Raw genomic sequence first — 26,096 nt, forward strand, 5'->3', positions numbered from 1 at the left:
GTTACGGCGCAGGCGAATCGATCGTCCTCTCCAGATGGGCGGCTGCGCACGGGATGAGCTGGCTCGCGACGCTGTCGATGGCGGTGTTCACCTTCCTGTCCGAGCTCGACCTGTCCTGGGCGCAGGAACTCTGCATCTACATGTTCATCTGGATGGCGAAGTTCGGCGCGGCCTATGGCGTGCGCACCGGCATCCATGTCGGTGTCGACCTGCTCGTCAACCGCCTGCCCGAACATTCGCGCAAGCACGTGATCCTGTTCTCGCTGCTGTGCGGCGCGCTGTTCACGGGCATGATCGCCGCCTTCGGCGCCTCCTTTGTCTCCGAGATGTTCAAGACCGGCCAGCAGTCGAACGATCTGGAAGCGCCGATGTGGTTCGTCTATCTGGCGATTCCGCTCGGCTCCGGCCTGATGTGCTTCCGCTTCCTCCAGGTCTCGTGGTCCTATTACTGGACCGGCCATCTGCCGCATCATGACGAGAGCCACGTCGAGGGTGTGGAGGCCGACGTCTCGCCCGCGTTGCATCCGCAGCCCGCCGGCGCGGCGACCAGGGCCGCCGCGCGAAAAGTGTCGCCGCTCGGCGTCATCCTGATCATGGCGCCGATCCTGATCTTCGCGATGTGTCTCGCCGAGAAGTTCGGCGTGGTGGTGCTGCCGCACTGGATGCGTGCCGCGACCGTGTTCGCGCTGCTGATCGCGCTGATGCTGACCGGCATCCCGGTCTCGATCGCGCTCGGCCTCACCGTGATGACGTTCCTGTTCACGCTGACCACGGTACCGATCGAAGCCGTCTCGATGAAGCTCTTCACCGGCATCGAGGGGTTCGAGATCATGGCGATCCCGTTCTTCATCCTCGCCGGCAATTTCCTCACCCATGGCGGCGTCGCGCGCCGCATGATCAATTTCGCGACCTCGCTGATCGGCCATTGGCACGGCGGTCTCGGCCTTGCCGGCATCGTCGCCTGCGCGATGTTCGCGCTGGTGTGCGGCTCGAGCGTCGCGACCGTCGCCGCGATCGGCGCGATCGTGCTGCCGGAGATGGTCCGCCACGGCTATCCCATGCATTTCGGCGCCGGCATCATCACCGTTGCCGGCTCGCTCGGCATCCTGATGCTGCCCTCGATTCCGAAGATCGTCTATGCGGTCTCCACCAATACCTCGATCGGCGCGCTGTTCGTCGCGGGCCTGCTGCCGGGCATCATGCTGACGACGATGCTCTGCATCGTCACCTGGTGGCTCGCGCGCAAGCGCGACTATCCACGCCTGCCGAAGGCGAGCTGGGGCGAGACCGTCCGCACCTTCCGCGAGAGCATCTGGGGATTGATGCTGGTCGTCATCATCATCGGCGGCATCTACAGCGGCCTGTTCACCGCCACCGAGGCGGCCGCGATGGCTGCGGTCTACTCCTTTATCATCGCGGTGTTTGTCTACAAGGCGATCAAGATCGTGGACGTGCCGCGGGTGCTGCTGCGCGCCGCCAACACCAGCGCGATGCTGCTCTACATCGTCACCAACGCGGTGCTGTTCTCCTTCGTGCTCTCCAACGAGAACCTGCCGGCGACCTTGGCCGACTGGATCGCGGCGCAGAACCTCGGCTGGGTCGGCTTCCTGCTGGTCGTCAACATCCTCCTGCTGCTCGCCGGCAATTTCATGGAGCCGAACTCGATCATCCTGATCATGGCGCCGATCCTGGCGCCGGCGGCCAAGAAGCTCGGCATCGACCTCGTGCATTTCGGCATCGTGATGGACGTCAACATGGAGGTCGGCCTCTGCCATCCGCCTGTCGGGTTAAATCTCTATGTCGCCTCGATGATAGCGCGCATGCGAATAACCGAGCTCGCGGTCGCCGTGTTGCCGTGGCTCATCACCATGCTCGGCTTCCTCGTCATCGTGACCTACTGGCCCGATCTGACGCTGTGGCTGCCGCGGGTGCTGGGGATGCATTAGCCTATGCACGACCGGGACATGGCTAACGCGCGGTAAACCCGCGCGCTCAAATGCCATCGCTGCGCTGGGACCCATTTTTACGGGTCTGCGGTAGAACCATGCCAGTGGATGGGGCTGGCATGTTCTTCAACAGAATGGAATCCGGACGAGCGTCGATTTCCGACGCCGTCTATCTGGAAGTCATCACGGGCCTGCACGGCACGACGATGCCCAACATTCTTGCGGCCGCCTGCCTCGCGATGGTCGGCGCCATCACGACCTACGAGACCGGCGATATGGTGACGGCGGCGCTGACGGTCGCCGGTGTCGTCGTCGCCATCGTCCGCCTGTTCGAAATTGTCGCATTCCGTCGCCGCCTCGCGCAGCCGACGCAGCTTGCTCGGGCCGAGGCCGTGATCTGGGAGCGGCGTTACATTGCCGGCACCGTGGTGACGGCATTGGTGCTCGGCGTGTTTGCCGCGCGCAGCATCGTGCTGGGCGATGCGCTTTGCTCCGTGATGGCGATCGGCATCGGCTTCGGCTTCGGCGCCGGCGTGGTGGCGCGGCTGGCGCTGCGTCCCGTCGCGGCGCTGCTCGATCTCGTCGCGATCGCAGCGCCCGCCGCGATTGTTACTTTTATGCAGCCAGATCTCCGCCATGTCGGGCTCGGGCTCCTCATCCTGATGTATGTGGCCGCGAGCTTCGAGATGGTGCGGCTGAGCTTCAATGCCTCGATCAACCAGATCACGCTCAAGCGGCAGTTCGAGCAGCTCTCGCGCCTGGACCCGATGACCGGCGCGTCCAATCGTTCGGTGCTGGCCACGGACCTGCCGCAGATGCTGGCGGCCGGGATGATTGCCGTCCATACGCTCGATCTCGACCGCTTCAAGGAGGCGAACGACCGGTTCGGGCATCCCGTCGGTGACGCACTGCTGAAGCAGGTCGCCGGGCGGCTCAAGGCGCTCGCCGCGCAGGATGACCTCGTGGTCCGGATGGGCGGCGACGAGTTCGTCCCGGTGCAGCGTTCGGCGGCTGATGCGGAAGCGATGGCGCAGCGCATCGTGCAGTCGATCAGCATGCCCTACGATATCGACGGACAGGTCATTGAGGTGGGCGTCAGCGTCGGCGTCGCCGTCGCGCCGGACGACGGGCGCACCGCGGAGGCGCTGCTGTCGCGCTCCGACAAGGCGCTCTATCGGGCCAAGCAGGAACGCGGCGGCTATGTGCTGGCGCGGGATTTGCGGATGGCGGATGCGACCGCATCGGGCCAGACCTTGGCGGAAGAGCTCGCTGCGTAAGCCACGCGGACGGTGCACCCTCTCCCCTTGTGGGAGAGGGTGGCTCGCCGCGCAGCGGCGAGGCGGGTGAGGGGGGGCTCTCCGCACAAACAGTCTTGCGGGCGGAGATATACCCCTCATCCGGCGCTTCGCGCCACCTTCTCCCACAAGGGGAGAAGGAAAGAGGCATCTCGCTAGATTTCGGCAGTCTCCTCCGATAGCAATCACCCGCGAGATGCGGTTAGATGCTCGCACAGGCCGGGAGGAAACAAGAATGACCAGCAGCGAGCCGAAGGACGCAACACCCTCCGTCACCGTGCAGCATGATGCGATGCTGAATGCGCTGCCGTTTTCCGACACGCGGGATTTCGACGACGCCGCGCGTGGCTTTCTTGGTACGATCGAAAATGCGGAGATCACCAACCCGCAGGGGCGGACGGTCTGGAGCCTGAAGCCCTACGGCTTCCTGTCGTCCGAGCAGGCGCCGCCGACCGTCAATCCGAGCTTGTGGCGGCAGTCGCGGCTCAACATGCAGCACGGGCTGTTCGAGGTGGTGCCCGGCGTCTACCAGGTGCGCGGGCTCGACATCGCCAACATGACGCTGATCGAGGGCGACAGCGGCGTCATCGTCGTGGACACGCTGACGTCGATCGAGGGCGCACGTGCCGCGCTCGATCTCTATTACAGGCATCGTGGCCAGAAGCCGGTGGCCGCCGTCATTTTCACCCACACCCATACCGACCATTGGGGTGGCGCGCGCGGCGTGCTGGAGGAGGACGCGCTGGCAACCGGCGCCGTGCCGATCATCGCGCCGAACCTGTTCATGGAGCATGCCGTCTCCGAGAACATCATCGCGGGGCCGGCGATGCTGCGGCGGGCACAATACCAGTTCGGGCCGTTCCTCGCCAAAGGCGTGCGGGGGCAGGTCGACAACGGGCTCGGCAAGTCGATGGCGGCGGGCGCCGTGGCACTGCTGCGTCCGACCGACCTGATCATGGCGAGCGGCGACAGGCGCGTGATCGACGGCGTCGAATTCGAATTCCAGATGGCGCCGAACAGCGAAGCGCCGGCGGAGATGCACTTCTTCATCCCGCGCTACAGACTGTTGAACCTCGCCGAGAACTGTACGCACAATTTCCACAATCTGCTGCCGTTCCGCGGCGCCGACGTGCGCGATGCGCTGGCGTGGTCGAAGTACCTTAACGAGGCCTTGCGGCTCTGGGACGGCAAGGCCGAGGCGATGTGCGGCCAGCATCACTGGCCGGTGTGGGGGCGCGAGCGGATCGGCACGATGATCCGCCAGCAGCGCGATCTCTACAAGTTCGCGCATGACCAGACCATCCGCCTGATGAACCACGGCCTCACCGCCGCCGAGATCGCCGAGACGATCCAGTTGCCGAAGAGCCTGGAGGGCGCCTGGCACGGCCGCGGCTATTACGGCCACATCCGGCACAACGTGAAGGCGATCTACCAGAAATATCTCGGCTGGTACGATGCCAACCCGGTCAATCTCGATCCGCTGCCGCCGGTGGAATCCGGCAAGAAGTATGTCGAGTACATGGGCGGCGCCGAGGCCATCCTCGCGCGCGCACGCAAGGACTTCGACAAAGGCGAGTTCCGCTTTGTCGCGCAGGCGCTCGGCCATCTCGTCTTCGCGGAGCCGGAGAATGAAGCGGCGCGTCTGTTGCTCGCGGATACGCTCGAGCAGCTCGGTTATGCCGCCGAGAGCTCGACCTGGCGCAACGCCTATCTGTTCGGCGCGCAGGAGCTGCGTCAGGGCATGCCCAAGACCCCGCCGCGTCCGCCAATGCCGCGCGAGACGCTGGCCGCGCTACGCACCGAGCAGCTCTGGGACGTGCTCGGCATTCGGCTCAACGGCCCCAAGGCCGAGGGCAAGCACATCGTGCTGAATTGGAGCTTTTCCGATACCGGCGAGATCTTCGTGCTCAACCTGGAGAATTGCGCGCTGACTTATACGGAGGGCGTGCAGGCGGAAGGCGCGGACGCCAGTTTCACGCTCGCGCGCGCAACGCTCGATGAGGTCATCGCGAAACTGACGAGCTTTCCGGAAGCGGTCGCCGCCGGCAAGATCAAGCTCGCGGGCAACCCGATGCGGCTTGCCGAGCTGATGGGCCTGATGGACGAATTCCCGCGCATGTTCGAGATCGTCGAGCCGAAGCGGGCGGTGGTGAGTTAGGGCGCCGCCGCCGCCACGTTCTTGCTGGCATCGCCCTCCGCACTCTCGCTGTCATCGCCCGGCTTGACCGGGCGATCCAGTATTCCTGAGACCGCAGTGCTTGAGCCGAGAAGTCGCGGAGTACTGGATGCCCCGGTCAAGCCGGGGCATGACAGTGTGTCGTGAAGTGAAAGCGGCCCTTACTCCGCGCTGCTCACCAGCTTGATCCGCGGCGCCTGCGCTTCCGTCAGGCTGCGATAGGCCGCGAGATAATCCAGCGCCATCCGCCGCGCCGTGAAGCGCTTCTCGAACTGCTTGCGGATGGCCGCGCGATCGAGTTGCGGCAGGCGTTTGACGACGCCGGCGGCGCTGATGATGTCCTCGACCACGAAGCCGGTGAGGCCCTCGTCGATGATCTCGGGCACCGAGCCGCGGTTGAAGGCGACGACCGGTGTGCCGCAGGCCATGGCTTCGATCATCACGAGGCCAAACGGCTCCGGCCAGTCGATCGGCAGCAGGAGGCCGAGCGCGCCGCTTAGGAAGTCGGATTTCTCGTGGTCACCGATCTCGCCGATGAAGTCGACCAGCGGATTGTTCTGGATCATCGGCTTGATCAGCTCGTCGTAATAGTCCTGGTCGGCGCGATCGACCTTGGCCGCGATCTTCAGCGGGACGCCGCAATGCATCGCGATCTTGATGGCGCGGTCGACGCCCTTCTCGGGCGCGATGCGGCCGAGCACGGCGAGATATTCCTGCTTCGCCGGCTTCGGCGTCAGCAAGGTCTCCGGCAGGCCGTGGTGGATCGTCGTCACCCAGTTCGCCTGCGGCACCGGCCTGCGCTGCGCGTTCGAGATCGAGATGACAGGCATTTTCGAGAAGGTGTTGAACACGGGCTGATGCTCCGGCAGGTCGAGCCGGCCGTGCAGCGTGGTCACGAACGGGGTCGGCTGCCGGTGGAACAGGGACCACGGATAGTAATCGAGATGGAAGTGGAGGAAGTCGAACTCCTCGTCGTCACATTTCTGCCGCACGCGCTCCAGGAGCACCATATGCAGCGCGTTGGGATCACGCACGGAACCGTCGAGGCGAAGCGCCCGCGGCCAAAGTGCGTCCAGCTTCGCCGACGTCTGCGAGTCACCGCTGGCGAACAGCGTGACATCGTGTCCAAGGGCAACCAACTCCTCCGTCAACCAGTGCACCACCCGCTCGGTGCCGCCATACAGCTTGGGTGGAACAGCCTCAGTCAACGGAGCTACCTGCGCGATGCGCATCTCGCCATCTCCTCTGTGATCATGGAAGTAAAACCCCCGCCGTGTCTCGGCACCGGCATGCCAGACGAGGGAACGTTCTCGCAATTGCGAAGTTCCTTCAACGAACGTTACTTCTTCGACACACTTCAGTCGGCCGCGATGCTGCCATCTCCTCTTCTCACATCGTCCGCATCCGCATGTCGTGATGGCCCGGCCCGGGAACCGAGGCGAAGCGGTCGATGTTCAATCGGCTAATAGAAAAATCGAAATCAATACGACGGGGTCGCAGTCACATGGATCATCTTTCTGGTTACGCGCGCAGGCCATTTGCCTTTGTTTTGCGCTATCTGCGACGACGGCCGGCATCGCATCTCGTGATCCTGACCGCTGTCGTTGCAGCCGTTGCCTGTTCCGTGGGCACGCAGTACGGCGTCAAATCCCTGGTCGACAGCCTGTCCGCGGGAACTTCGCACGGTGGCAGCGTATGGCTGGCATTCATTTTACTCATGTCGCTGATTGCGGCGGACAACTTCCTGTGGCGGATCGCGAGCTGGACCGCGAGCTTCACCTTCGTTCGTGTCACGGGCGATTTACGCCGTGACATATTTCGTCATCTGACGGGACACGCGCCGAGCTATTTCTCCGATCGCATGCCGGGCATGCTGACGAGCCGTATCACCGCGACCTCAAACGCGGTGTTCACGGTCGAGAACATGTTCGTCTGGAATGTGTTGCCGCCGTGCATTGCCACAATTGCGGCCATCGGTCTGATTGGAACCGTCAGTCCCTATATGGCACTCGGCCTGATCGTGGTCGCGGGCGGTATGGTGATAGCGATGTTCCATTTGGCCGCAGCCGGCAAGCCGCTGCATGACGACTTTGCCGACAAGGCCGCCGTCGTCGACGGCGAGATGATCGACGTCATCAGCAACATGCCGCTGGTCCGCGCCTTCTGCGGCATCGGCCATGAGCACGAGCGGTTCGACGCGACGGTGAACCGGGAACTGACCGCGCGCGGCCGTAGCCTGCGTTATCTGGAAAAGCTGCGGCTCACGCATGCCGGCGTGACGGTCGTCCTGACGGTGGCGCTGATGGCCTGGGCGATCACGCTCTGGCAGCAGGGCGAGGCGACCACCGGCGATGTCGTGCTGGTCTGTACGCTCGGCCTCTCCATTCTCAACGCGACGCGCGACCTCGCGGTGGCGCTGGTCGATGTCACCCAGCACGTCGCGCGCCTGACCGAGGCGATCGCGACCTTGCTCGTGCCGCATGAATTGCGCGATCATCCCGAGGCCGAGCCGTTGATGAAGAGCGGCGCCGCGATCGCGTACAACAACGTCACCTTCGGTTATCCCGGAGGCGAGAAGATCTTTGAACGGTTCAGCCTGCGGCTTCAGCCCGGCCAGCGCGTCGGCCTGGTCGGCCAGTCGGGCGGGGGGAAATCAACCCTGTTCACGTTGCTGCAGCGGTTCTACGATGTCGATGAAGGCAGCGTGACCGTCGACGGCCAGGATATTTCCAAGGTGACCCAGCTGAGCCTGCGTGAAGCCATCTCGGTCGTGCCGCAGGATATCTCGCTGTTCCACCGCTCCATCCGCGAGAACATCCGCTACGGCCGTCCGAACGCGACCGACGACGAGGTGCTGCGCGCGGCGATCGCTGCGCGCTGCGATTTCATCGATAGCCTGCAGGAAGGCCTCGACACCATGGTCGGCGACCGCGGCGTGAAAATGTCCGGCGGCCAGCGCCAGCGCATCGCGATCGCGCGGGCCTTCCTGAAGGACGCGCCGATCCTGCTGCTGGACGAAGCGACCGCCGCGCTCGACAGCGAATCCGAGGAGGCGATCCGCGAGGCGCTGTCGCGCCTGATGCGCGGCCGTACCGTGATCGCGATCGCGCACCGGCTGGCGACGCTGCGCAATTTCGATCGCGTCCTGGTGCTGAAGAATGGCAAGATCATCGAGGACGGCGCGCCCGACCGCTTGATGCAGGGCCACGGCCCCTACCGTGAGCTGGTGACGCAGGAGATGAGCCGGCTGGCGAAGTTCGCCGCGTAAGTCCAACAGTTGCGTTTGCGTTGGTCGCGTTCGAAAAATTGGCCGCAGGGGAGCAGCTCATGGCAGCCGAAGCCGTAACCCAGATCATCTCGGTAACGCAGACGGAGGAGGCCGTCGCGGAGCAGGCGTTCTACATTCCGATGACGGGGCCCGCCGCGCGGCCCCGTCGGTCGCTCAAGCACGACGACACCTTCATCGTGCTGGACAGCCATGGCGACATCGGCGCCTCCGCGGGCGGGCCGGACGGCCTGTTCAACTGCGACACGCGCTATCTGGCGCGGCTGGAGCTCGTGCTCGACGATCTCCAGCCGCTGCTGCTCGGCTCGAATCTGCGCGACGACAATTCGGCCCTGACCGTCGATCTCACCAATCCCGATATCTATCGGCAGGGCCGCATCGTGCTGCAGAAGGACCTGCTGCACATCGTGCGCACGATCTTCCTGTGGCGCGGCACGGCCTATCAGCGCATCGGCGTGCAGAACCATGGCGACCGTCGCGCCAGCCCGGAGCTGACGCTGCTGTTCGACAGCGACTTCGCCGATCTGTTCGAGGTGCGCGGCGAGCGGCGCCCGCACCGCGGGACCGGCACCAGCAAGTTGCTCGGGCCGACCGACGTGCTGTTCCACTATCGCGGGCTTGACGATGCCGTGCGTACCACCGGCCTGCATTTCGACCCGCGTCCGACGCGGCTGTCGGTGAATGCCGCGACCTGGCAGCTCGACCTCGACCCGCATCAGTCGAAATCCCTGTTCGTGGCGGTGTCCTGCAACCGGCCGATCGCGGAGAAGCCTGCGCGCTTTTTCAGGGGCCTGCTCGCCCATCGCCGCGAGATGCGCCAGTCGACGACGGGCATGGCCAGCATCGAGACGTCGAACAACATCTTCAACGAGGTGCTGTGCCAGGCCATGGCCGACCTCAACATGCTGATGACGGGGACGCCGCAGGGGCGTTATCCCTATGCCGGCATTCCCTGGTACTCGACGACTTTCGGCCGCGACGGCCTGATCACCGCGCTTCAGATGCTGTGGATCGATCCGCGGGTCGCGAAGGGCGTGCTGCGGCGGCTCGCGCATTTTCAGGCAGAGACGGTCGATCCGCTGAACGATGCCGCGCCCGGAAAGATTTTGCACGAGATGCGTGGCGGCGAGATGGCTGCGCTTCGCGAGGTGCCGTTCGCGCAATATTACGGCAGCGTGGATTCGACCGCCTTGTTCGTGCTGCTCGCCGGAAGCTATTTCGAGCGCACCGGCGACGAGAAGACCCTGACCGAGCTGTGGCCGGCGATCGAGGCAGGGCTGGCCTGGATCGATGGCCCCGGTGACCCCGACAGGGACGGCTTCGTCGAATACCAGCGCGCCACCGAAAAAGGCCTCGCCAACCAGGGCTGGAAGGACTCGTATGACGCGATCTTCCATGCCGATGGCCAGCTTGCGGAAGGCAATCTCGCCCTTGCCGAGGTGCAGGGTTACGTCTTTGCCGCCAAGCAGCTCGCCGCACGTTGCGCGTTGCGGCTCGGCAAGCCGGACCTCGCCAGAAAGCTCGAGACCGAGGCCAAGGCGCTGGCCGAGCGGTTCGAGAAGGCATTCTGGTGCGAGGAGCTCGGTACCTATGCGCTCGCGCTCGACGGCAGGAAACGGCCCTGCAAGGTGCGGACATCCAATGCCGGGCAGGTGCTGTTCAGCGGCATGATCCGCGAGGACCGCGCACGTCTCGTCGCCGCCGATCTGATGGCGCCGCACTTCTTCTCGGGCTGGGGTATCCGCACGGTCGCGCAAGGCGAGGTGCGCTACAACCCGATGTCCTATCATGACGGCTCGATCTGGCCGCACGACAATGCGCTGATCGCGCTCGGGCTCGCGCGCTACGGGCTCAAGCATTCGGTGGCGCATGTCTTCAAGGGCCTGTTCGACGCGGCGACCTACATGGACCTGCGGCGGCTGCCCGAATTGTTCTGCGGCTTCCGGCGCGAGAAGCGGCGCGGCCCGACGCTCTATCCGGTCGCCTGCGCGCCGCAGGCCTGGGCCAGCGCGACGCCATTCACGCTGCTGGAGGCCGCGCTCGGCATCGAGTTCGATGTCGCGCGTGGCGAGATTCGCCTGCGCAATCCGCATCTGCCGGCGTTCCTGAACGAGGTGATCCTGCGCGATCTGCGATTGGGAAATTCCAGCGTGGATCTGCGCGTCAGCCGTCACGGCGACGATGTCGCGCTAGAGGTCTTGCGCACGCGCGGCCAGATCCAGGTCTCGATCGTGCTGGCGCGCTAGCGGCGCCTGCGAGGAGGGTTTTATGCGTACCGCCGGATGGTTGGTTCTGAGCGCAGCGATCGTCGCGGGATTGACGGTCGCCGCATCGCGTGCCGCGGAGGAACCGCCCGCGGGCCCAACGACGCCCCCCAGCGAAGCGAACGCGCCGGCCGCGGTGCAGCCGCCGACCTCCACCGTGCCGGTCACGCCGAAGGACGCCGCTCCGCCGCCGTCCGTGACCATCATCGGTGCGAGCGACGCCCATGGCGTGCTCGGCCGGGACGTGCGCAGCGCAGCCGACGAGGATATGGGCCGCATTGTCGACATCATCGTCGACCGCGCCGGCCGTGTGCGCGCCGCCGTGATTGATTTCGGCGGTTTCCTCGGCGTCGGCAGCCGCAAGATCGTGGTGGACTGGAACGCGATGCGGTTCGGCAAGATTGCCAACAAGAAGGACAGCATCACGCTGGAATTGACCAAGGCGCAGGTCGCAGCCGCGCCTGAATACAAGGAAGACACGCCGATGGTGGTGCTCGGCGCGTCCGGCAGCCTGCAGCCGCTGCAAGCGATTCAGTGAGGCGCGGGGAGGGATGGCCGCCGGTGCTGTTGTCGAGGAAGCCGAACCACGCAGATCGCGATAGCCGCGTTGAACGGTACAACGTTGCCGCGCCGCCGCCTGCGGGCCTTCCGGCGCCGTCGCGCCAGAGCCTGCGCGGCCTCGACTGGTTCATCTTCTTCCTCGCCGACGTTCAGACCGGGTTCGGTCCCTTCATCGCGGTCTACCTCACGACGCAGAAATGGACCCAGGTCGAGATCGGCCTCGTGCTGTCGATCGGTGGCATCGTCGCGCTGATCGGACAGATGCCCGGTGGCGCGATCATCGATGCCGCGAAGTCCGAGCGGCTGGTCGCAGCGCTTGCGATCGCGACCATCGGCTTCTGCGCGCTCGCCTATGCGGCGATGCCGATCTTCCCCGTGGTGGTTGCTGCGGCCACGCTGCATGCGGCGGCGAGCTGCGTGCTGGGGCCGGCTATCGCGGCGATCAGCCTCGGCCTCGTCGGTCCGCTTGCGATCGGCGAGCGGCTCGGCCGCAATGCGCGCTTTGCGTCCCTCGGCAACGGCGTCGCCGCCGCCGTGATGGGCACGGCCGGCTATCTCCTGTCGAGCCGCTCGGTGTTCCTCGTCACCTTCCTGCTCGCGATTCCGACCCTGATCGCGCTGTCGCGCATCCGCGAGGAGGAAGTCGACATCGCGCGCTGTCACGGCGAGATGCCGCGCGAGGCGCCGGTTCCAGGCGACACCAATCTCTGGCACCTGATCCGGCAACGCCCGCTCATCGTCTTCGCGCTGAGCGTGCTGCTGCTGCAATTGGCGAACGCCGCGATGATGCCGCTGATGGCGAGCGCGGTGACGGCGCGGTCGAGCCAGTGGGCGACGGTGCTCGTCGCCTTCTGCATCGTCGTGCCGCAGGCGATCGTCGCGCTGCTGTCGCCGACGGTCGGGCGCAAGGCGCAGCTCTGGGGCCGGCGACCGCTGCTGCTGATCGGATTCGCTGCGCTGACGATCCGGGGCCTTCTGTTTGCGACCGTGCGCGATCCCTATCTGCTGGTCGCGGTGCAGGTGTTCGACGGCATCACGGCCGCGGTGTTCGCGGTGATGATCCCGCTGATCGTGGCCGACGTCGCCTTCGGCAGCGGTCATTTCAATCTGGCGCAAGGCATTGTCGGGACCGCGACCGGCATCGGGGCGTCGTTGAGCACGGCGCTTGGCGGCTATGTCAGCGACAAGTTCGGCAATGCCACCGCCTTCATCGGACTGTCCGGCGTCGCCGCGACCGGGCTCTTGCTGATCCTCTTTGTGATGCCGGAAACCCGGCGCACCGGCATGATCGCGCCGAAAAAATTGGCCGGCTGAACGAATTCAGCCGGCCAAAGCGGGTGGGGAGGAAGACAGAAATCAGGCGTCGAGATTGTGCAGGCGCTGACGGTTGCGCAGCACGATCTGGCGGGCGCCGGAAAATCCCAAAATGCCCTGGGCGTGAAGCTGCGACAGCGCGCGCGACACGGTCTCCAGCGTCAGGCCGAGATAGTCGCCGATGTCGCGGCGGCACATCGGCAGTGCCATCATGCCGGCTACCGCGAGGCGGCGGTCCATCTCGAGCAGGAAGGTTGCAACGCGCTCCATCGCGGTCTTGCGTCCGAGCAGCAGCATGTGGTCCTCGGCGTGACGTAGTTCGCCGGCGGTCATGGCCCAGAGCTTGCGGGCGACCTGCACGTCGGTGCCGGCGGCCTTCTCCAGGCTCGCGCGCTTCACCAGGCGTACGGTCGTGTCGATGATGGCTTCAGCGGCGAGGCGGTGGCTGGGACCGGATTCAAGGCCGAACACGTCACCGGGAAGATGGAAGGAGCCGATCTGGCGGCGGCCGTCGGAGAGCAGCTTGTAGCTGCGCACCGCGCCGGTGATGACCTGGTAGACATATTCGGCCGGCTCGTCCTCGCCGTAGATCTCCTCGTCCTTGCGGTAGGAGAACTCGGTGGCGACGAGGCCGACATGGCCGGCGATCGCGCCGAACTGGTCGGAGACGGGATGGGCAGGGGCAATCTTGGCACGAACTTGGGTGTTGATCGCCTGGGTGTTGATCGCCTGGGTGTTGAGCGTCTCGGTCAGCATCTGCGCCATCTCCGTTGTGATGACGCTTTGGTACGCGGGTTCGGGCGCTTCGAAAATTTCGCGAGATATCTTAAGGGGGGTTACCTACGTAGAACCCCGTAGGTCAGTTGCCGCGGCCGCCCTGGATGGCGTGGCGGATGCACTTGACCAGGGTTTCGTCGAGAAGCGGCTTCAAAATCACGTCCTTGACGCCTGCGGCGGCCGCCCGGGCCGAGATATTCCCATCGGGATAGCCGGTGATCAGGATCACGGGCGTGCCCTCGTCGGACTGGCGCAACCGGCCGGCCAGCTCGATGCCGTTGATGTCGGGCATCTTGTAGTCGATCACGTAGCAGTCCGCCCCCTGCGCACCACTGGCATTCAGCAGCGCCGTCGCGTTCCTGAAGGTCCGCACGGCAAAGCCGTCGGTTTCCAGCAGGAATTGCAGGGATCCCAGCACCGCGGCATCATCGTCGACAACGTAGACGGTGGGCTTTGCGGATGACGTCACTGGAAGCCGCTGTTGGTGCGAGCCGATCTCGATCATCCCCTTTGGCTAGCACGGCCCGGGAGAATGATTTTGACCTGCCTCAATCCTTCAACATCCCGGCGCGCATCGCCAGCCGGACCAGCTCCGAGAGGCTGTTGGCCTGCATCTTGGTCATGACGTTGGCCCGGTAGACCTCGATGGTGCGGGGGCTGATGTCGTATTCACGGGCGATCAGCTTGTTGGAGAGGCCCGCGATCAGCCCTTCCATGACCTGGCGCTCGCGCGGGCTGAGCGAGGCGACGCGGGCGGCGATGTCCTGCGAGATCGCCTCGTTCTTCGCCGCCGGCTCGGCCTGGCGGATCGCCGTCTCGATCATGGTGGTGAGGCGGTCGTCCTCGAACGGCTTCTCGAGAAAGTCGACCGCCCCTAACTTCATCGCCTCGACCGCGAGCGGCACGTCGCCATGACCGGTCATGATCAGGATCGGGAACGGGCTTTGCTGCGCCTTCATCCGCTTCAACAGCTCGATCCCGTCGATTCCAGGCATGCGCACGTCCGAGACGACGCAGCCGAAGGCGAGGCCGGGCAGGACATCGAGGAAGGCTTGCGCATCGTCAAACAGGGTGACGCCGAAGCCGGAGGAATCCAGCAGGAAGTTCAGCGAGTCCCGCATCGCCTCGTCGTCATCGATGACGTAGACATGTCCCTTGGTCGTCATGGATCAATTCTCATCGGCTGCCGGGAGAGTGAAGCGGAATGTCGCGCCGCCTGACGGGTTGCTCTCGGCCCACATGCGTCCGCCGTGAGCCTCGATGATCGAGCGGCTGATGGACAGTCCCACGCCCATGCCGGTTTCCTTGGTGGTGAAGAAGGTCTGGAACAGGTTGGGAATGACGTCGCCCTGGAATCCGGAGCCGGTGTCGGACACCTCGACCTCGATCATGTCGTCGCCGACGCGGGTGTTGGCGACGACGAGCTCGCGCTGCGGCGACTGCGCCATCGCTTCCAGCGCGTTGCGGAACAGATTGACCAGCACCTGCTGGATCTGAACGCGGTCGGCGAGGACGAGATCGGCGTCCGGATCGAGGCTGAAGCGGAGCCGCACGTTCTGCTCGCGCGCGCCGGCAAGCCCGAGCGCGCCGGCTTCCTCGATCAGCTTGGACAGGCTCTCGACCCGCTTCTCGGACTCGCCGCGGGAGACGAAGTCGCGCAGGCGGCGGATGATCTGGCCGGCGCGCAAGGCCTGCTCCGCGGCGCGATCCATCGCACTTTCGATCTTCGGCGTGTTGGGATCGGTGCTGCCGGCCAGCAGCCGCCGCGATCCCTTCATGTAATTGCTGATCGCCGCCAGCGGCTGGTTGATCTCGTGGGCAAGCGCCGAGGCCATCTCGCCCATCGCGGTCAGCCGCGACACGTGGACGAGCTCGGACTGCAATTCCTGGAGCCGCGCCTGGGTCTGCTGGTGCTCGGTGAGGTCGCGGACGAAGCCGGTGAAATAGGGCTCGCCGCCGGACTGCATCTCGCCGATCGACAGGTGCATCGGAAAGGTCGTGCCGTCGCGGCGCTTGCCGGTCACGATGCGGCCGATGCCGATGATGTGCGGATCGTTCGTGCTGCGATAGCGCGCGATGTAGCTGTCGTGGCGGGTGCGGTCGGGCTCCGGCATCAGGATGCTGACGTTCTGGCCGATCGCCTCCTGCTCGGACCAGCCGAACAGGCGCTCGGCGGCGGTGCTGAACAGTTGCATGACGCCGCGACCGTCGATGACGATCATGGCGTCGGGAATGGTGTGAAGGATCGAGCGGAGGTGGGTCTCACGCGTGCGCAGCGCTTCCTCGACCTGCTTTTCCTCGTCGATATCGAGGAAGATGCCGCTGAGATGGCGAGCGACGCCGGATTCGTCTCGAATCAAGCCGGCGCGGGCCCTGATCCATTTGCCGCGGCCGGAACTGGCGGAAATCCTGAAGGAGACGTCGAAGCCGCCGCCATGCTCCGAGACCTGCTTGATCGCGTTCTCGACGCGCGCGCGGTCGCCGGGCTCGAGACGCGACAGGAAGAGGTCGTAGCTTGCCGGCTGGCCCCGCTCGATACCGAGCAGCATCCTCGCGGTTTCCGACCACTCCAGCTCGCGCGTCGTGAGGTCGAGATCCCAGGTGCCGACGCCGAATCCCTCGATCCGGACCCGGAAATGCTCGCCGCGACTGTCGTCTGGCGGATGCGTTACGCGGGTCGGCGACAATCGATGACTCCCATCTTCGCGCGGCGGGCGTGGTGCCGCGAACATGACCGCAATTTCGCCCATGGACCGGCCCGAGGCAAGTTCGGATGTCTGATTCCATTGGCGGATTTCCCGCAAGGCCGCGTCCGGCGATTTGATCTACCTCATCCTGCCCCGTCACGGCGAGGCTAGATTTCGCGCCAGTTCATAGCTGTGCGGAGAATCCCAATGACTTACGCGACCGTGATGGTCAGCCTGGCGCTCGATCAGTCCAACGAGGCGCGCCTTCAGGTCGCGGGCGAGCTCGCCGAGCGATTCGAGGCGGCCATGATCGGGGTTGCCGCAGGGCAGTTCGCGCCGCCGCTCTATTTCACCGACGGCGCTGAAGCCCAGAGCCTGATCGATCAGGAGGAAGCCTCCATCAGGAAGCGCCTTGCCGATCTGGAGGCGCAATTCCGCGCCGCCACCAGGGCGCGCGGCGGCCGCGCGGAGTGGCGCGGCGCCATGGATTTTCCGACCCGTTTCGTGCTGGCGCAGGCACGATGTGCCGACATCATCGTCAGCGGCGGCCACAGCCCGGCTTTCTCCGACGCGTTCGCGCTCGCGAGCCCCAAGGACCTGGTGATGCAGGCCGGCCGCCCGCTTCTCGTCGTTCCCGACAAGGTCAACTGGCTCGATCTGCGCAGCGTGCTGGTGGCGTGGAAGGACACGCCGGAGGCGCGGCGCGCGGTAGCCGACGCGCTACCGATGCTGCGCAAGGCGAGGGACGTCACCATCGTCGAAATCCCGGAGCGCGATGACGACCGTTCGGCGGTGATGGCCGGCGTCACCGACGTTGCCGCCTGGCTCGCCCGTCACGGCGTCACCGCGAGCGCACGCGTCTCTGAGGCCGTGCGGAACGCAACCGCTGCCGCGCAGTTGGAGCAGGTCGCCGGCGACCTCGGGGCCGGCCTGATCGTGGCGGGCGCCTATGGTCATTCGCGCTTTCGCGAGCTGATCCTCGGCGGTGTCACCGAATATCTGGTCACGCAATCCGCCCGTAGCGTGCTGCTGTCGCACTGACGGCCGGTCGGCCAAAACGAAAATCGGAGGACGCGCTGTGTACAAATTTCTTGAAGAGATCGTCGACAGCTACATGACGCGCAACGTCACGACGGTGCGGCGCGACCACGACCTGCTCGCGCTCAGCGAGATGTTCGAGCGTGATGATTTCAACTCCTATCCGGTCGAGGACGACGGGCAGGTGGTCGGGATCGTCACCAAGTTCGACATCCTGAAGTGTTTCGCGTTCTCGCCGAGCCAGATGCTGCCGCACTATCGCGACCTGATGAGCCGCAGGATCGGCGACGTCATGACGCCCGAGTTCATCTATGTCAGCCCCGACACGCGGCTGACGCGCGTGCTCCAGATCATGGTCGAGCACCGCATCAGGAGCATCATCGTGCTCGACGGCGCCGAGAAGCTGGTCGGAATCATCGCCCGCGAGGACGTGATCAAGGCGCTCAAGGCGACGGCAAGGGAGTGACTTCTTCCTTCTCCCCTCATGTCCGCCGAAGCCTTGGCGAAGGCGGATGTGGGAGAAGGTGGCGCGAAGCGCCGGATGAGGGGTTCTCTCCACCGAAAGACTCTCCGTGCGGAGCCAACCCCTCACCCAAGTGAGTGCGCGGCACTGTCCTCGCTGCCCTCTCCCACAAGGGGAGAGGGCACTTCAACTGGCGGGCGCCGCATCACTCACCCGAATAGAAATCCACCTGTCTTGATTTCAATCAATTCGCCGCGAGGTCGAATGTGGTTTCTGGCGGCGTGTTCTTTCAGAGAGAATCCGCATGAGCCAGCCCTCCATCTCCAAATCCATGACCATCGGTGAAAGCGGCCTGGCTATCGTGTTCGCAGTCACCGCCTTCCTTTGCGTGATCGCCTCGGCCAAGGCGCTCGATTCGGCCTTTGCCTTCCATGCCGCGCTCAGCGCAGCGGCGAGCTTGGCTGTGGTCTTTGGCATCATCAACCGCTACTTCGATCGTCCGGCGGCGCTGCCGCCGGCGGAGATCAACGGCCGCCCCAACTACAATATGGGTCCGATCAAGTTCACCGCCGTCATGGCGATGTTCTGGGGCATTGCCGGCTTCCTCGTCGGCCTCATCATCGCCTCGCAGCTGGCGTGGCCCGCGCTGAACTTCGATCTGCCCTGGACCAGCTTCGGCCGGCTGCGTCCGCTGCACACCTCCGCGGTGATCTTCGCCTTCGGCGGCAACGTGCTGATCGGCACGTCGCTCTATGTCGTGCAGAAGTCCTGCCGCGTGCGCCTTGCGGGCGACCTCGCGCCCTGGTTCGTCGTGATCGGCTACAATTTCTTCATCCTGATCGCCGGCACCGGCTATCTGCTCGGTGTCACCCAGTCGAAGGAATATGCCGAGCCGGAATGGTATGCCGACCTCTGGCTCACCATCGTCTGGGTCGCCTATCTGCTGGTCTTCCTTGCCACGATCATCAAGCGCAAGGAGCCGCACATCTTCGTCGCGAACTGGTTCTATCTCGCCTTCATCGTGACGATCGCGGTCCTGCATCTCGGCAACAATCCGGCCCTTCCGGTGTCGGTGTTCGGCTCGAAATCCTACGTCGCCTGGGGCGGTATCCAGGACGCGATGTTCCAGTGGTGGTACGGCCATAACGCGGTCGGCTTCTTCCTGACCGCCGGCTTCCTCGCCATCATGTACTACTTCATCCCGAAGCGCGCGGAGCGGCCGATCTATTCTTACCGGCTGTCGATTATCCACTTCTGGGCGCTGATCTTCCTCTACATCTGGGCTGGCCCGCACCATCTGCACTACACGGCGCTGCCCGACTGGACGCAGACACTCGGCATGACCTTCTCGATCATGCTGTGGATGCCCTCCTGGGGCGGCATGATCAACGGCCTGATGACGCTGTCGGGCGCCTGGGACAAGCTGCGCACCGATCCCGTGCTGCGCATGCTCGTGGTCTCCGTCGCCTTCTACGGCATGTCGACCTTCGAAGGCCCGATGATGTCGATCAAGGTGGTCAACTCGCTCAGCCACTACACCGACTGGACCATCGGCCACGTGCATTCCGGCGCGCTCGGCTGGGTCGGCTTCGTCTCCTTCGGCGCGCTCTACTGCCTGGTGCCGTGGGTGTGGAATCGCAAGGGCCTCTACAGCCTGAAGCTCGTCAACTGGCACTTCTGGATCGCCACCCTCGGCATCGTCCTCTACATCTCGGCGATGTGGGTGTCCGGCATCCTGCAAGGCCTGATGTGGCGCGCCTACACCTCGCTCGGCTTCCTCGAATATTCCTTCATCGAGAGCGTCGAGGCGATGCATCCCTTCTACATCATCCGCGCCGCCGGCGGCGGGCTGTTCCTGATCGGCGCGCTGATCATGGCCTACAATCTCTGGATGACCGTTCGTGTCGGCGAAGTGGAAGTCCAGATGCCCGTCGCGCTTCAGCCGGCGGAATGAGGAGCTTTCCATGTCGTTCTGGACACGCCATCAAATCTTCGAAAAGAACTCGATCGTCCTGATCGTCGGCATTTTGCTGGTGATCGCGATCGGCGGTCTCGTCGAGATCACTCCGCTGTTCTACCTCAAGAGCACGATCGAGGCGGTCGACGGCGTCAGGCCCTACACGCCGCTGGAGCTTGCGGGCCGCAACGTTTACGTCCGCGAAGGCTGCTATCTCTGCCATTCGCAGATGATCCGGCCGCTGCGCGACGAGGTCGAGCGCTACGGCCACTTCTCGCTCGCCGCCGAGAGCATGTACGACCACCCGTTCCAGTGGGGCTCGAAGCGCACCGGTCCCGATCTCGCCCGCGTCGGCGCAAAATACTCCGACGACTGGCACGTGACCCATCTGACCAACCCGCGCGCGATCGTGCCGCAGTCGGTGATGCCGGGCTATCCGTTCCTGAGCCAGACCGAAGTCGATCCCGATACGATCGCCGACCACATGAAGACTCTCAAGGCCATCGGCACGCCCTACACCGACGACCAGATCGCGAACGCAGGCGCCGATCTGAAGGCCCAGGCCGATCCTGACAATGCCGGCTCCGACGCCTTCAGCAAGCGGTATGCCAAGGCCGTCGTGCGCAATTTCGACGGCAAGGCCGGCACGCCGACCGAGATGGACGCGCTGATCGCCTATCTGCAGATGCTCGGCACGCTGGTCGACTTCAAGCTCTACAACGAGAAAGCCAATCTTCGCTGAGAAGGCATCACCGATGAAAGCCATCCTGACACTCGACAATCTCGCGTCCGGTCTGGTGACCACGATCTGGACGCCGGCGTTCGTCGCGATCTTTCTCGCGATCATCGCCTACGCATTATGGCCCCGCAACAAGGCCGCTTTCGACCAAGCGGCGCGCCTGCCGTTGCGGGAGGAGTAAGAGATCATGACCGATCATCATGGCGACATCGATTCCGTCACCGGCAAGTCCACGACCGGACATGAGTGGGACGGCATCAAAGAGCTCAACACGCCGCTGCCGCGCTGGTGGGTGATCTCATTCTACCTCACCATCGTCTGGGCGATCGGCTACTGGATCGTCTATCCGGCCTGGCCGCTGATCTCCAGCAATACCACGGGCCTGTTCGGCTATTCCTCGCGCGCCGACGTCGCGGTAGAGCTCGCCAACCTCGAGAAGGTCCGGGGTGACAAGGTGGCGGCGCTTGGCGCGGCTTCGCTCGCTGATATCGAAAAGGACCCAGCCTTGCTGGCGCTTGCGCGGGCCAAGGGCAAGACCGTGTTCGGCGACAATTGCGCGCCGTGCCACGGCTCAGGCGGCGCCGGCGCAAAAGGCTTTCCGAATCTCAACGACGACGACTGGCTGTGGGGCGGCACGCTCGACCAGATCATGCAGACCATCCAGTTCGGCGCGCGTTCCGGCCACGCCAAGGCGCATGAGGGCCAGATGCTCGCCTTCGGCAAAGACGGCGTGCTGAAGGGCGACGAGATCGTCACAGTCGCCAATTACGTGCGGTCGCTGTCGGGCCTCTCGACCCGCAAGGGCTTTGATGCCGCGAAAGGCGAGAAGATATTTGCGGAGAATTGCATCGCCTGCCACGGTGACGGCGGCAAGGGCAACCCGGAGATGGGCGCCCCGAACCTGACCGACAAGATCTGGCTCTACGGCTCGGACGAAGCGAGCCTGATCGAGACCATCAGCCAGGGCCGCGCCGGCGTCATGCCGGCCTGGGAAGGGCGGCTCGATCCCGCCACCATCAAGGCGATGGCGGTCTACGTCCACTCGCTGGGCGGCGGAAAATAGCCTGCTCGCGACAAGCGGGGGCGAACAAAAGTGCCCCCGCTTGAGCTGGATCAACTGACGCGCTCGCGTCGGGTCTAGGTTTAATCGCACCTTTTCGAGAAGCTTCTTGGCGATGAACAAGACCGTGAACCCGAACGACCTCACATCGAACGATGACAATGGGCCGCTCTACGTAGCCCAGAAGAAGGTGTATCCCCAGAGCGTCTCCGGTACGTTCCGCCGGATCAAATGGGGCCTGATGGCGTTCTGCCTCGGTGTCTACTACTTCCTGCCGTTCGTGCGCTGGAATCGCGGCATCGGTGCTCCCAGCCAGGCCGTGCTGATCGATCTTCCTAACAGCCGCTTCTACTTCTTCTTCATCGAGCTGTGGCCGCAGGAGATCTACTACTTCACCGGCCTGCTGATCGTCGCCGCGGTGGCGCTGTTCCTGATGAACTCGGTCGGTGGCCGCATCTGGTGCGGCTATCTCTGTCCGCAGACGGTGTGGACCGATCTGTTCTACGCGGTCGAGCGGCTGGTCGAGGGCGACCGGCGCGAGCGGATGAAGAAGGACAAGTCGTCCGATCCGATGAAGCTGGAGCGCATCTCCGAGATCGTGCTCAAGCATTCGATCTGGCTCCTGATCGCCTGGTGGACCGGCGGCGCCTGGGTGCTCTATTTCAACGATGCGCCGACGCTGGTGAAGGAGCTCGTCACCTTCCAGGCGCCGATGATCGCCTATATCTGGATCGGCATCCTGACGGCGACGACCTATGTGCTCGCCGGCTTCATGCGCGAGCAGGTCTGCACCTATATGTGCCCGTGGCCGCGCATCCAGGCCGCGCTCACCGACGAATGGGCGCTCAACGTCACCTACCGCTACGACCGCGGCGAGAAGCGCACCTCGGTGAAGAAGGCGATCGAGCTGCGCGCGCTAGGCGAACACGTCGGCGACTGCGTCGACTGCTATCAATGCGTCGCGGTCTGCCCGACCGGCATCGACATCCGCAACGGGCCGCAGCTCGAATGCATCCAGTGCGGACTCTGCATCGATGCCTGCGACAACGTGATGACCAAGATCGGCCGGCCGAAGCGGCTGATCGGCTACGACAACGACATCAACATCCAGCGCCGCCAGGAAGGCAAGGCACCGGTCTACCGCATCGTCCGGGCCCGCACCGTCGCCTACAGCGCGATCATCGCGGCGGTCGGCGGCATCATGATCTACACGCTCGCGACCCGCAGCCTGCTCGACGTCAACGTGCTGCACGACCGCAATCCGGTCGCGGTCAGGCTCAGCGACGGTTCGATCCGCAACGCCTATACGGTGCGGCTCTTGAACAAGAGCGGCTATGACCGCGTCATTGCGATCGACGCCAACGGTCCGGCCAACCTGACCACGCATGTCGTCGGCATCGATTCGGTGACGCCTGATAGGCCGATGATCGTGATCCCGCGCGACTCCACCAGTGAGCTGCGCCTGCTGGTCACCGCGCCGGCGGAGAGCAATCCGGAAAAGTCGGTTCCCGTTCTCTTCCACGTCACCGACATCGGGCTCGGCGAGGTCGCCACCGCCACCGACAATTTCGTCTCGCCCTAGGATCAGGAGACTGCCATGGCCACTAAGCCGCTGACCGGAACAAAAGTGTTCCTGATGCTGGTCGCCTTCTTCGGGCTCGTGATCGGCGTCAACGTGACCATGATGAAGCTCGCGATCGCGACGCTACCCGGCACCGACGTCGACAGCCCTTATGCCGCGGGCCTCACCTATGACCGCGAGATCTCGGCAGCACAGGACCAGGCCGCGCGCAACTGGAAGGTCAACGCCCATATCGAGCGCCGCGCTGATGGCGCTGCCACGCTTCAGGTCGAGGCGCGCGATGCGAGCGGCCAGCCGATGAGCGGGTTGAAATTCGGCGGACGCCTGGAGCGGCCGACCGACAAGCGCGCCGATCTCCAGGTCGAGCTCTCGGAGGCCGGCATCGGCATCTACCGCGGCAATGCCGCGTCGGTTGCGCCGGGGCAGTGGGATCTCGTGATCGAAGGCGAGGCGCGGGGAACACGCGTGTTCATGTCGCGCAACCGCGTGATCCTGAACTGAGGGAATTCGTCATGCAGGTCACGCGGGATTTTTCGCATTACGTCCGGGCCGCGGGCGAGGGTATCAAGCACATCGATCTCGCGGTCGAGGGGGTTCACTGCGCCGGCTGCATGGCCAAGATCGAGCGCGGATTGTCAGCCATCCCCGACGTCACGCTGGCGCGCGTGAACCTCACCGACCGCCGCGTCGCGCTGGAATGGAAGCAGGGCACGCTCGACCCGGCCCGCTTCATCGATCGGCTCGAGGAACTCGGCTACAAGGCCTATCCTTACGAGACCGAGAGCGCGGAAGCGACGGAAGTGGCGGAATCGCGCTTCCTGCTGCGTTGTCTCGGCGTCGCCGCGTTCGCCACCATGAATGTGATGATGCTGTCGATCCCGGTCTGGTCGGGCAACGTCTCGGACATGCTGCCGGAGCAGCGCGACTTCTTCCACTGGCTGTCGGCGCTGATCGCATTGCCGGCGGCGGCCTATGCCGGCCAGCCGTTCTTCCGCTCGGCCTGGCGCGCGCTGTCGGCCAAGACCACCAACATGGACGTGCCGATCTCGATCGGGGTGTGCCTTGCGCTCGGCATGTCCGTGGTCGAGACCATCCATCACGCCGAGCACGCCTATTTCGACGCGGCGATCATGCTGCTGACCTTCCTGCTGGTCGGCCGCTTCCTCGACCAGAACATGCGGCGGCGGACCCGCGCGATCGCCGGCAATCTCGCCGCGCTGAAGGCGGAGACGGCGGCCAAGTTCGTCGGGCCCGACGAGATTTCGCAGGTCCCCGTCGCGGCGATCGATCCCGGCGACGTCGTGCTACTGCGGCCCGGCGAGCGTTGCGCGGTCGACGGCACGGTGATCGAGGGGCGCTCCGAGATCGACCAGAGCCTGATCACCGGTGAGACGCTCTATGTCACGGCAGAGCAGGGCACGGCGGTCTATGCGGGCTCGATGAACATCTCCGGCACGCTGCGGGTGCGGGTCTCGGCGGCGTCGGAGGCGACGCTGCTCGCCGAGATCACACGGCTGCTCGACAACGCGCTGCAGGCGCGCTCGCGCTACATGCGGCTCGCCGACCGCGCCTCGCGGCTCTACGCGCCGGTGGTGCATGCGACGGCGCTGATCACCATTTTGGGCTGGGTCATCGCGGGTGCCGGCTGGCATGATGCGATCGTCACCGGCGTGGCCGTCTTGATCATCACCTGTCCCTGCGCGCTCGGGCTTGCCATCCCGACCGTGCAGACGGTGGCCTCGGGCGCGATGTTCAAAGCGGGCGTGCTGCTCAATTCAGGTGACGCCATCGAGCGGCTGGCCGAGGCCGACCACGTCATCTTCGACAAGACCGGCACGCTGACGCTGCCCGATCTCGAAGTGATGAACGCGGCCGATATTCCCGCAGGCATCTTCGAACTCGCCGGGCGGCTCGCGCTGTCGAGCCATCATCCTGTCGCCGCTGCCGTTGCGCTCGCCGCGGGTGCAAGGTCGCCGATCGTTGGTGCGGTCGAGGAGGCCGGGCAGGGCGTGCGCGCTGTGGTGGACGGTGTCGAGCTTCGCCTTGGCCGTCCGTCCTTCTGCCGCGCCGAGGCGCTGGTCGGCAGCGCCACGCTCGATCCCGAAGCCTCCATCGTAGCTTTCAGCAAAGGGACTGAAAAATTCATCCTGTCGGTGCGTCAGGGCCTGCGCCCGGACGCGCAGGCCGTGATCGCGGCGCTGAAGGCGCGCAATATCGGCATCGAGATTCTCTCCGGCGACCGCGAGCCCGCGGTGATCGCGGCGGCCCATGCGCTGGGCATCGCCGAATGGCGCGCCGGCGTCACGCCGGCCGACAAGATCGCACGGATCGAGGAACTGAAGCGGCGCGGCGCAAAAGTATTGATGGTCGGCGACGGCATGAACGACGCGCCCTCGCTGGCGGCGGCCCATGTCTCGATGTCGCCGATCTCGGCCGCGCATCTCAGCCAGGCGACCGCCGATCTCGTCTTCCTCGGCCGGCCGCTGGCACCGGTCGTTGCTGCGATCGACGCCTGCCGCAAGGCGCTGCATCTGATGCGGCAGAACCTCTGGCTGGCGATCGGCTATAACGTCCTCGCCGTGCCGGTGGCGATCAGCGGCGTGGTGACGCCCCTGATTGCGGCGGCAGCCATGAGCGGATCCTCGATCCTGGTGATGCTGAATTCGCTGAGGGCGCGTAGTGCGTCACGGGAGATCGTGTGATGGAAATCCTGGTGATCCTGGTGCCGCTGGCGCTGATGCTCGGAGGCGCCGGCCTCGTCGCCTTCCTCTGGTCGCTTCGCAGCGGCCAATATGACGATCTCGACGGCGCAGCGTGGCGGGCCATCGCCGACGACGAGCCGCCGCAGGACGCCCCGGTCAAGCGCTAACCGTTGGTTCCGCGCTGCCCTTTTCGGACATGGTCGCTGGACGGCCGGCGGTCGCCGGGCGTAACAATGCCGGAGGATTTTG

22 protein-coding genes and 1 pseudogene are annotated in these 26,096 nt (G+C 65.0%); 18 read left to right on the plus strand and 5 right to left on the minus strand.

Annotated features, from left to right (window positions below; translation table 11 throughout):
• Positions 1–152 precede the first annotated feature (152 nt).
• From J4G43_RS55605 to J4G43_RS15835, 4 genes and pseudogenes are all read left to right on the plus strand, one after another.
• Positions 153–374: pseudogene (locus J4G43_RS55605) on the plus strand (TRAP transporter small permease); the annotation flags it as partial.
• A gap of 288 nt (positions 375–662) precedes the next feature.
• Positions 663–1,946 carry a TRAP transporter large permease gene (locus J4G43_RS55610; protein ID WP_063986578.1) on the plus strand — a complete coding sequence of 428 codons (1,284 nt, stop codon included), beginning with the start codon at positions 663–665 and terminating at the stop codon, positions 1,944–1,946.
• A gap of 119 nt (positions 1,947–2,065) precedes the next feature.
• Positions 2,066–3,223, plus strand: coding sequence for a GGDEF domain-containing protein (locus J4G43_RS15830; protein WP_208085416.1), 1,158 nt, complete (start codon positions 2,066–2,068; stop codon positions 3,221–3,223).
• 253 nt (positions 3,224–3,476) lie between these two features.
• A complete protein-coding gene (locus tag J4G43_RS15835; RefSeq protein WP_208085423.1) occupies positions 3,477–5,399 on the plus strand; it encodes an alkyl/aryl-sulfatase in 1,923 nt (640 codons plus the stop codon).
• A gap of 179 nt (positions 5,400–5,578) precedes the next feature.
• Here J4G43_RS15835 and J4G43_RS15840 read toward each other — a convergent pair whose 3' ends face one another.
• Complete coding sequence (locus J4G43_RS15840; RefSeq protein ID WP_208085425.1) at positions 5,579–6,649, minus strand: glycosyltransferase family 4 protein; 1,071 nt, start codon at positions 6,647–6,649, stop codon at positions 5,579–5,581.
• A gap of 272 nt (positions 6,650–6,921) precedes the next feature.
• On the opposite strand from J4G43_RS15840, the gene J4G43_RS15845 reads away from it, so the two are divergent.
• Genes J4G43_RS15845 through J4G43_RS15860 form a run of 4 tightly spaced genes read left to right on the plus strand, consistent with a single transcriptional unit; the run spans position 6,922 to position 12,842 of the window.
• Positions 6,922–8,685 carry an ABC transporter ATP-binding protein gene (locus J4G43_RS15845; protein ID WP_208085427.1) on the plus strand — a complete coding sequence of 588 codons (1,764 nt, stop codon included), beginning with the start codon at positions 6,922–6,924 and terminating at the stop codon, positions 8,683–8,685.
• Between the two features lie 59 nt (positions 8,686–8,744).
• A complete protein-coding gene (locus tag J4G43_RS15850) occupies positions 8,745–10,949 on the plus strand; it encodes an amylo-alpha-1,6-glucosidase (RefSeq protein ID WP_208085428.1) in 2,205 nt (734 codons plus the stop codon).
• 22 nt (positions 10,950–10,971) lie between these two features.
• Positions 10,972–11,505 carry a PRC-barrel domain-containing protein gene (locus J4G43_RS15855; protein WP_208085439.1) on the plus strand — a complete coding sequence of 178 codons (534 nt, stop codon included), beginning with the start codon at positions 10,972–10,974 and terminating at the stop codon, positions 11,503–11,505.
• A 23-nt stretch (positions 11,506–11,528) separates the two neighbouring features.
• The gene (locus tag J4G43_RS15860; protein WP_208085441.1) at positions 11,529–12,842 is read left to right on the plus strand and encodes an MFS transporter; all 1,314 of its coding nucleotides are present in this window, start codon (positions 11,529–11,531) and stop codon (positions 12,840–12,842) included.
• 42 nt (positions 12,843–12,884) lie between these two features.
• Here J4G43_RS15860 and J4G43_RS15865 read toward each other — a convergent pair whose 3' ends face one another.
• The 4 genes from J4G43_RS15865 to fixL all read right to left on the minus strand — a co-directional run bounded on the left by J4G43_RS15865 (position 12,885) and on the right by fixL (position 16,306).
• Positions 12,885–13,607 (minus strand): helix-turn-helix domain-containing protein, encoded by a 723-nt coding sequence (locus tag J4G43_RS15865; protein WP_208085443.1) that lies wholly within the window; start codon positions 13,605–13,607, stop codon positions 12,885–12,887.
• A gap of 94 nt (positions 13,608–13,701) precedes the next feature.
• Positions 13,702–14,124, minus strand: a complete 423-nt coding sequence (locus tag J4G43_RS15870; RefSeq protein WP_071915971.1) for a response regulator — start codon at positions 14,122–14,124, stop codon at positions 13,702–13,704.
• 43 nt (positions 14,125–14,167) lie between these two features.
• Complete coding sequence (gene fixJ, locus J4G43_RS15875; RefSeq protein WP_028150099.1) at positions 14,168–14,785, minus strand: response regulator FixJ; 618 nt, start codon at positions 14,783–14,785, stop codon at positions 14,168–14,170.
• A 3-nt stretch (positions 14,786–14,788) separates the two neighbouring features.
• Positions 14,789–16,306 (minus strand): sensor protein FixL, encoded by a 1,518-nt coding sequence (gene fixL, locus J4G43_RS15880; RefSeq protein ID WP_208085445.1) that lies wholly within the window; start codon positions 16,304–16,306, stop codon positions 14,789–14,791.
• Positions 16,307–16,513: 207 nt separating this feature from the next.
• Between fixL and J4G43_RS15885 the strand changes: the two genes are divergently transcribed.
• The 10 genes from J4G43_RS15885 to ccoS all read left to right on the plus strand — a co-directional run bounded on the left by J4G43_RS15885 (position 16,514) and on the right by ccoS (position 26,014).
• Positions 16,514–17,347: a universal stress protein gene (locus J4G43_RS15885; protein ID WP_208085447.1), complete on the plus strand. Its 834-nt coding sequence runs from the start codon at positions 16,514–16,516 to the stop codon at positions 17,345–17,347.
• A 37-nt stretch (positions 17,348–17,384) separates the two neighbouring features.
• Positions 17,385–17,810: a CBS domain-containing protein gene (locus tag J4G43_RS15890; protein ID WP_166089453.1), complete on the plus strand. Its 426-nt coding sequence runs from the start codon at positions 17,385–17,387 to the stop codon at positions 17,808–17,810.
• A gap of 301 nt (positions 17,811–18,111) precedes the next feature.
• Positions 18,112–19,761 carry a cytochrome-c oxidase, cbb3-type subunit I gene (ccoN, locus tag J4G43_RS15895; protein ID WP_208085449.1) on the plus strand — a complete coding sequence of 550 codons (1,650 nt, stop codon included), beginning with the start codon at positions 18,112–18,114 and terminating at the stop codon, positions 19,759–19,761.
• A gap of 10 nt (positions 19,762–19,771) precedes the next feature.
• Positions 19,772–20,506 (plus strand): cytochrome-c oxidase, cbb3-type subunit II, encoded by a 735-nt coding sequence (gene ccoO, locus J4G43_RS15900; RefSeq protein ID WP_208085456.1) that lies wholly within the window; start codon positions 19,772–19,774, stop codon positions 20,504–20,506.
• Between the two features lie 13 nt (positions 20,507–20,519).
• Positions 20,520–20,684 (plus strand): cbb3-type cytochrome oxidase subunit 3, encoded by a 165-nt coding sequence (locus tag J4G43_RS15905; protein ID WP_208085457.1) that lies wholly within the window; start codon positions 20,520–20,522, stop codon positions 20,682–20,684.
• Positions 20,685–20,690: 6 nt separating this feature from the next.
• A complete protein-coding gene (gene ccoP / locus J4G43_RS15910) occupies positions 20,691–21,566 on the plus strand; it encodes a cytochrome-c oxidase, cbb3-type subunit III (protein WP_208085460.1) in 876 nt (291 codons plus the stop codon).
• A gap of 112 nt (positions 21,567–21,678) precedes the next feature.
• Entirely contained in the window at positions 21,679–23,145 is a 1,467-nt protein-coding gene (gene ccoG, locus J4G43_RS15915) for a cytochrome c oxidase accessory protein CcoG (RefSeq protein ID WP_208085468.1), read from the plus strand.
• Between the two features lie 15 nt (positions 23,146–23,160).
• Positions 23,161–23,646 carry a FixH family protein gene (locus J4G43_RS15920; RefSeq protein WP_208085470.1) on the plus strand — a complete coding sequence of 162 codons (486 nt, stop codon included), beginning with the start codon at positions 23,161–23,163 and terminating at the stop codon, positions 23,644–23,646.
• Positions 23,647–23,657: 11 nt separating this feature from the next.
• A complete protein-coding gene (locus J4G43_RS15925; RefSeq protein ID WP_208085471.1) occupies positions 23,658–25,847 on the plus strand; it encodes a cation-translocating P-type ATPase in 2,190 nt (729 codons plus the stop codon).
• Positions 25,847–26,014 (plus strand): cbb3-type cytochrome oxidase assembly protein CcoS, encoded by a 168-nt coding sequence (ccoS, locus tag J4G43_RS15930; protein ID WP_014497059.1) that lies wholly within the window; start codon positions 25,847–25,849, stop codon positions 26,012–26,014. Before J4G43_RS15925 ends, ccoS begins: the two co-directional genes overlap by 1 nt.
• Positions 26,015–26,096: the final 82 nt, after the last annotated feature.

It is taken from the genome of Bradyrhizobium barranii subsp. barranii (assembly GCF_017565645.3).
GTDB lineage: Bacteria > Pseudomonadota > Alphaproteobacteria > Rhizobiales > Xanthobacteraceae > Bradyrhizobium > Bradyrhizobium barranii.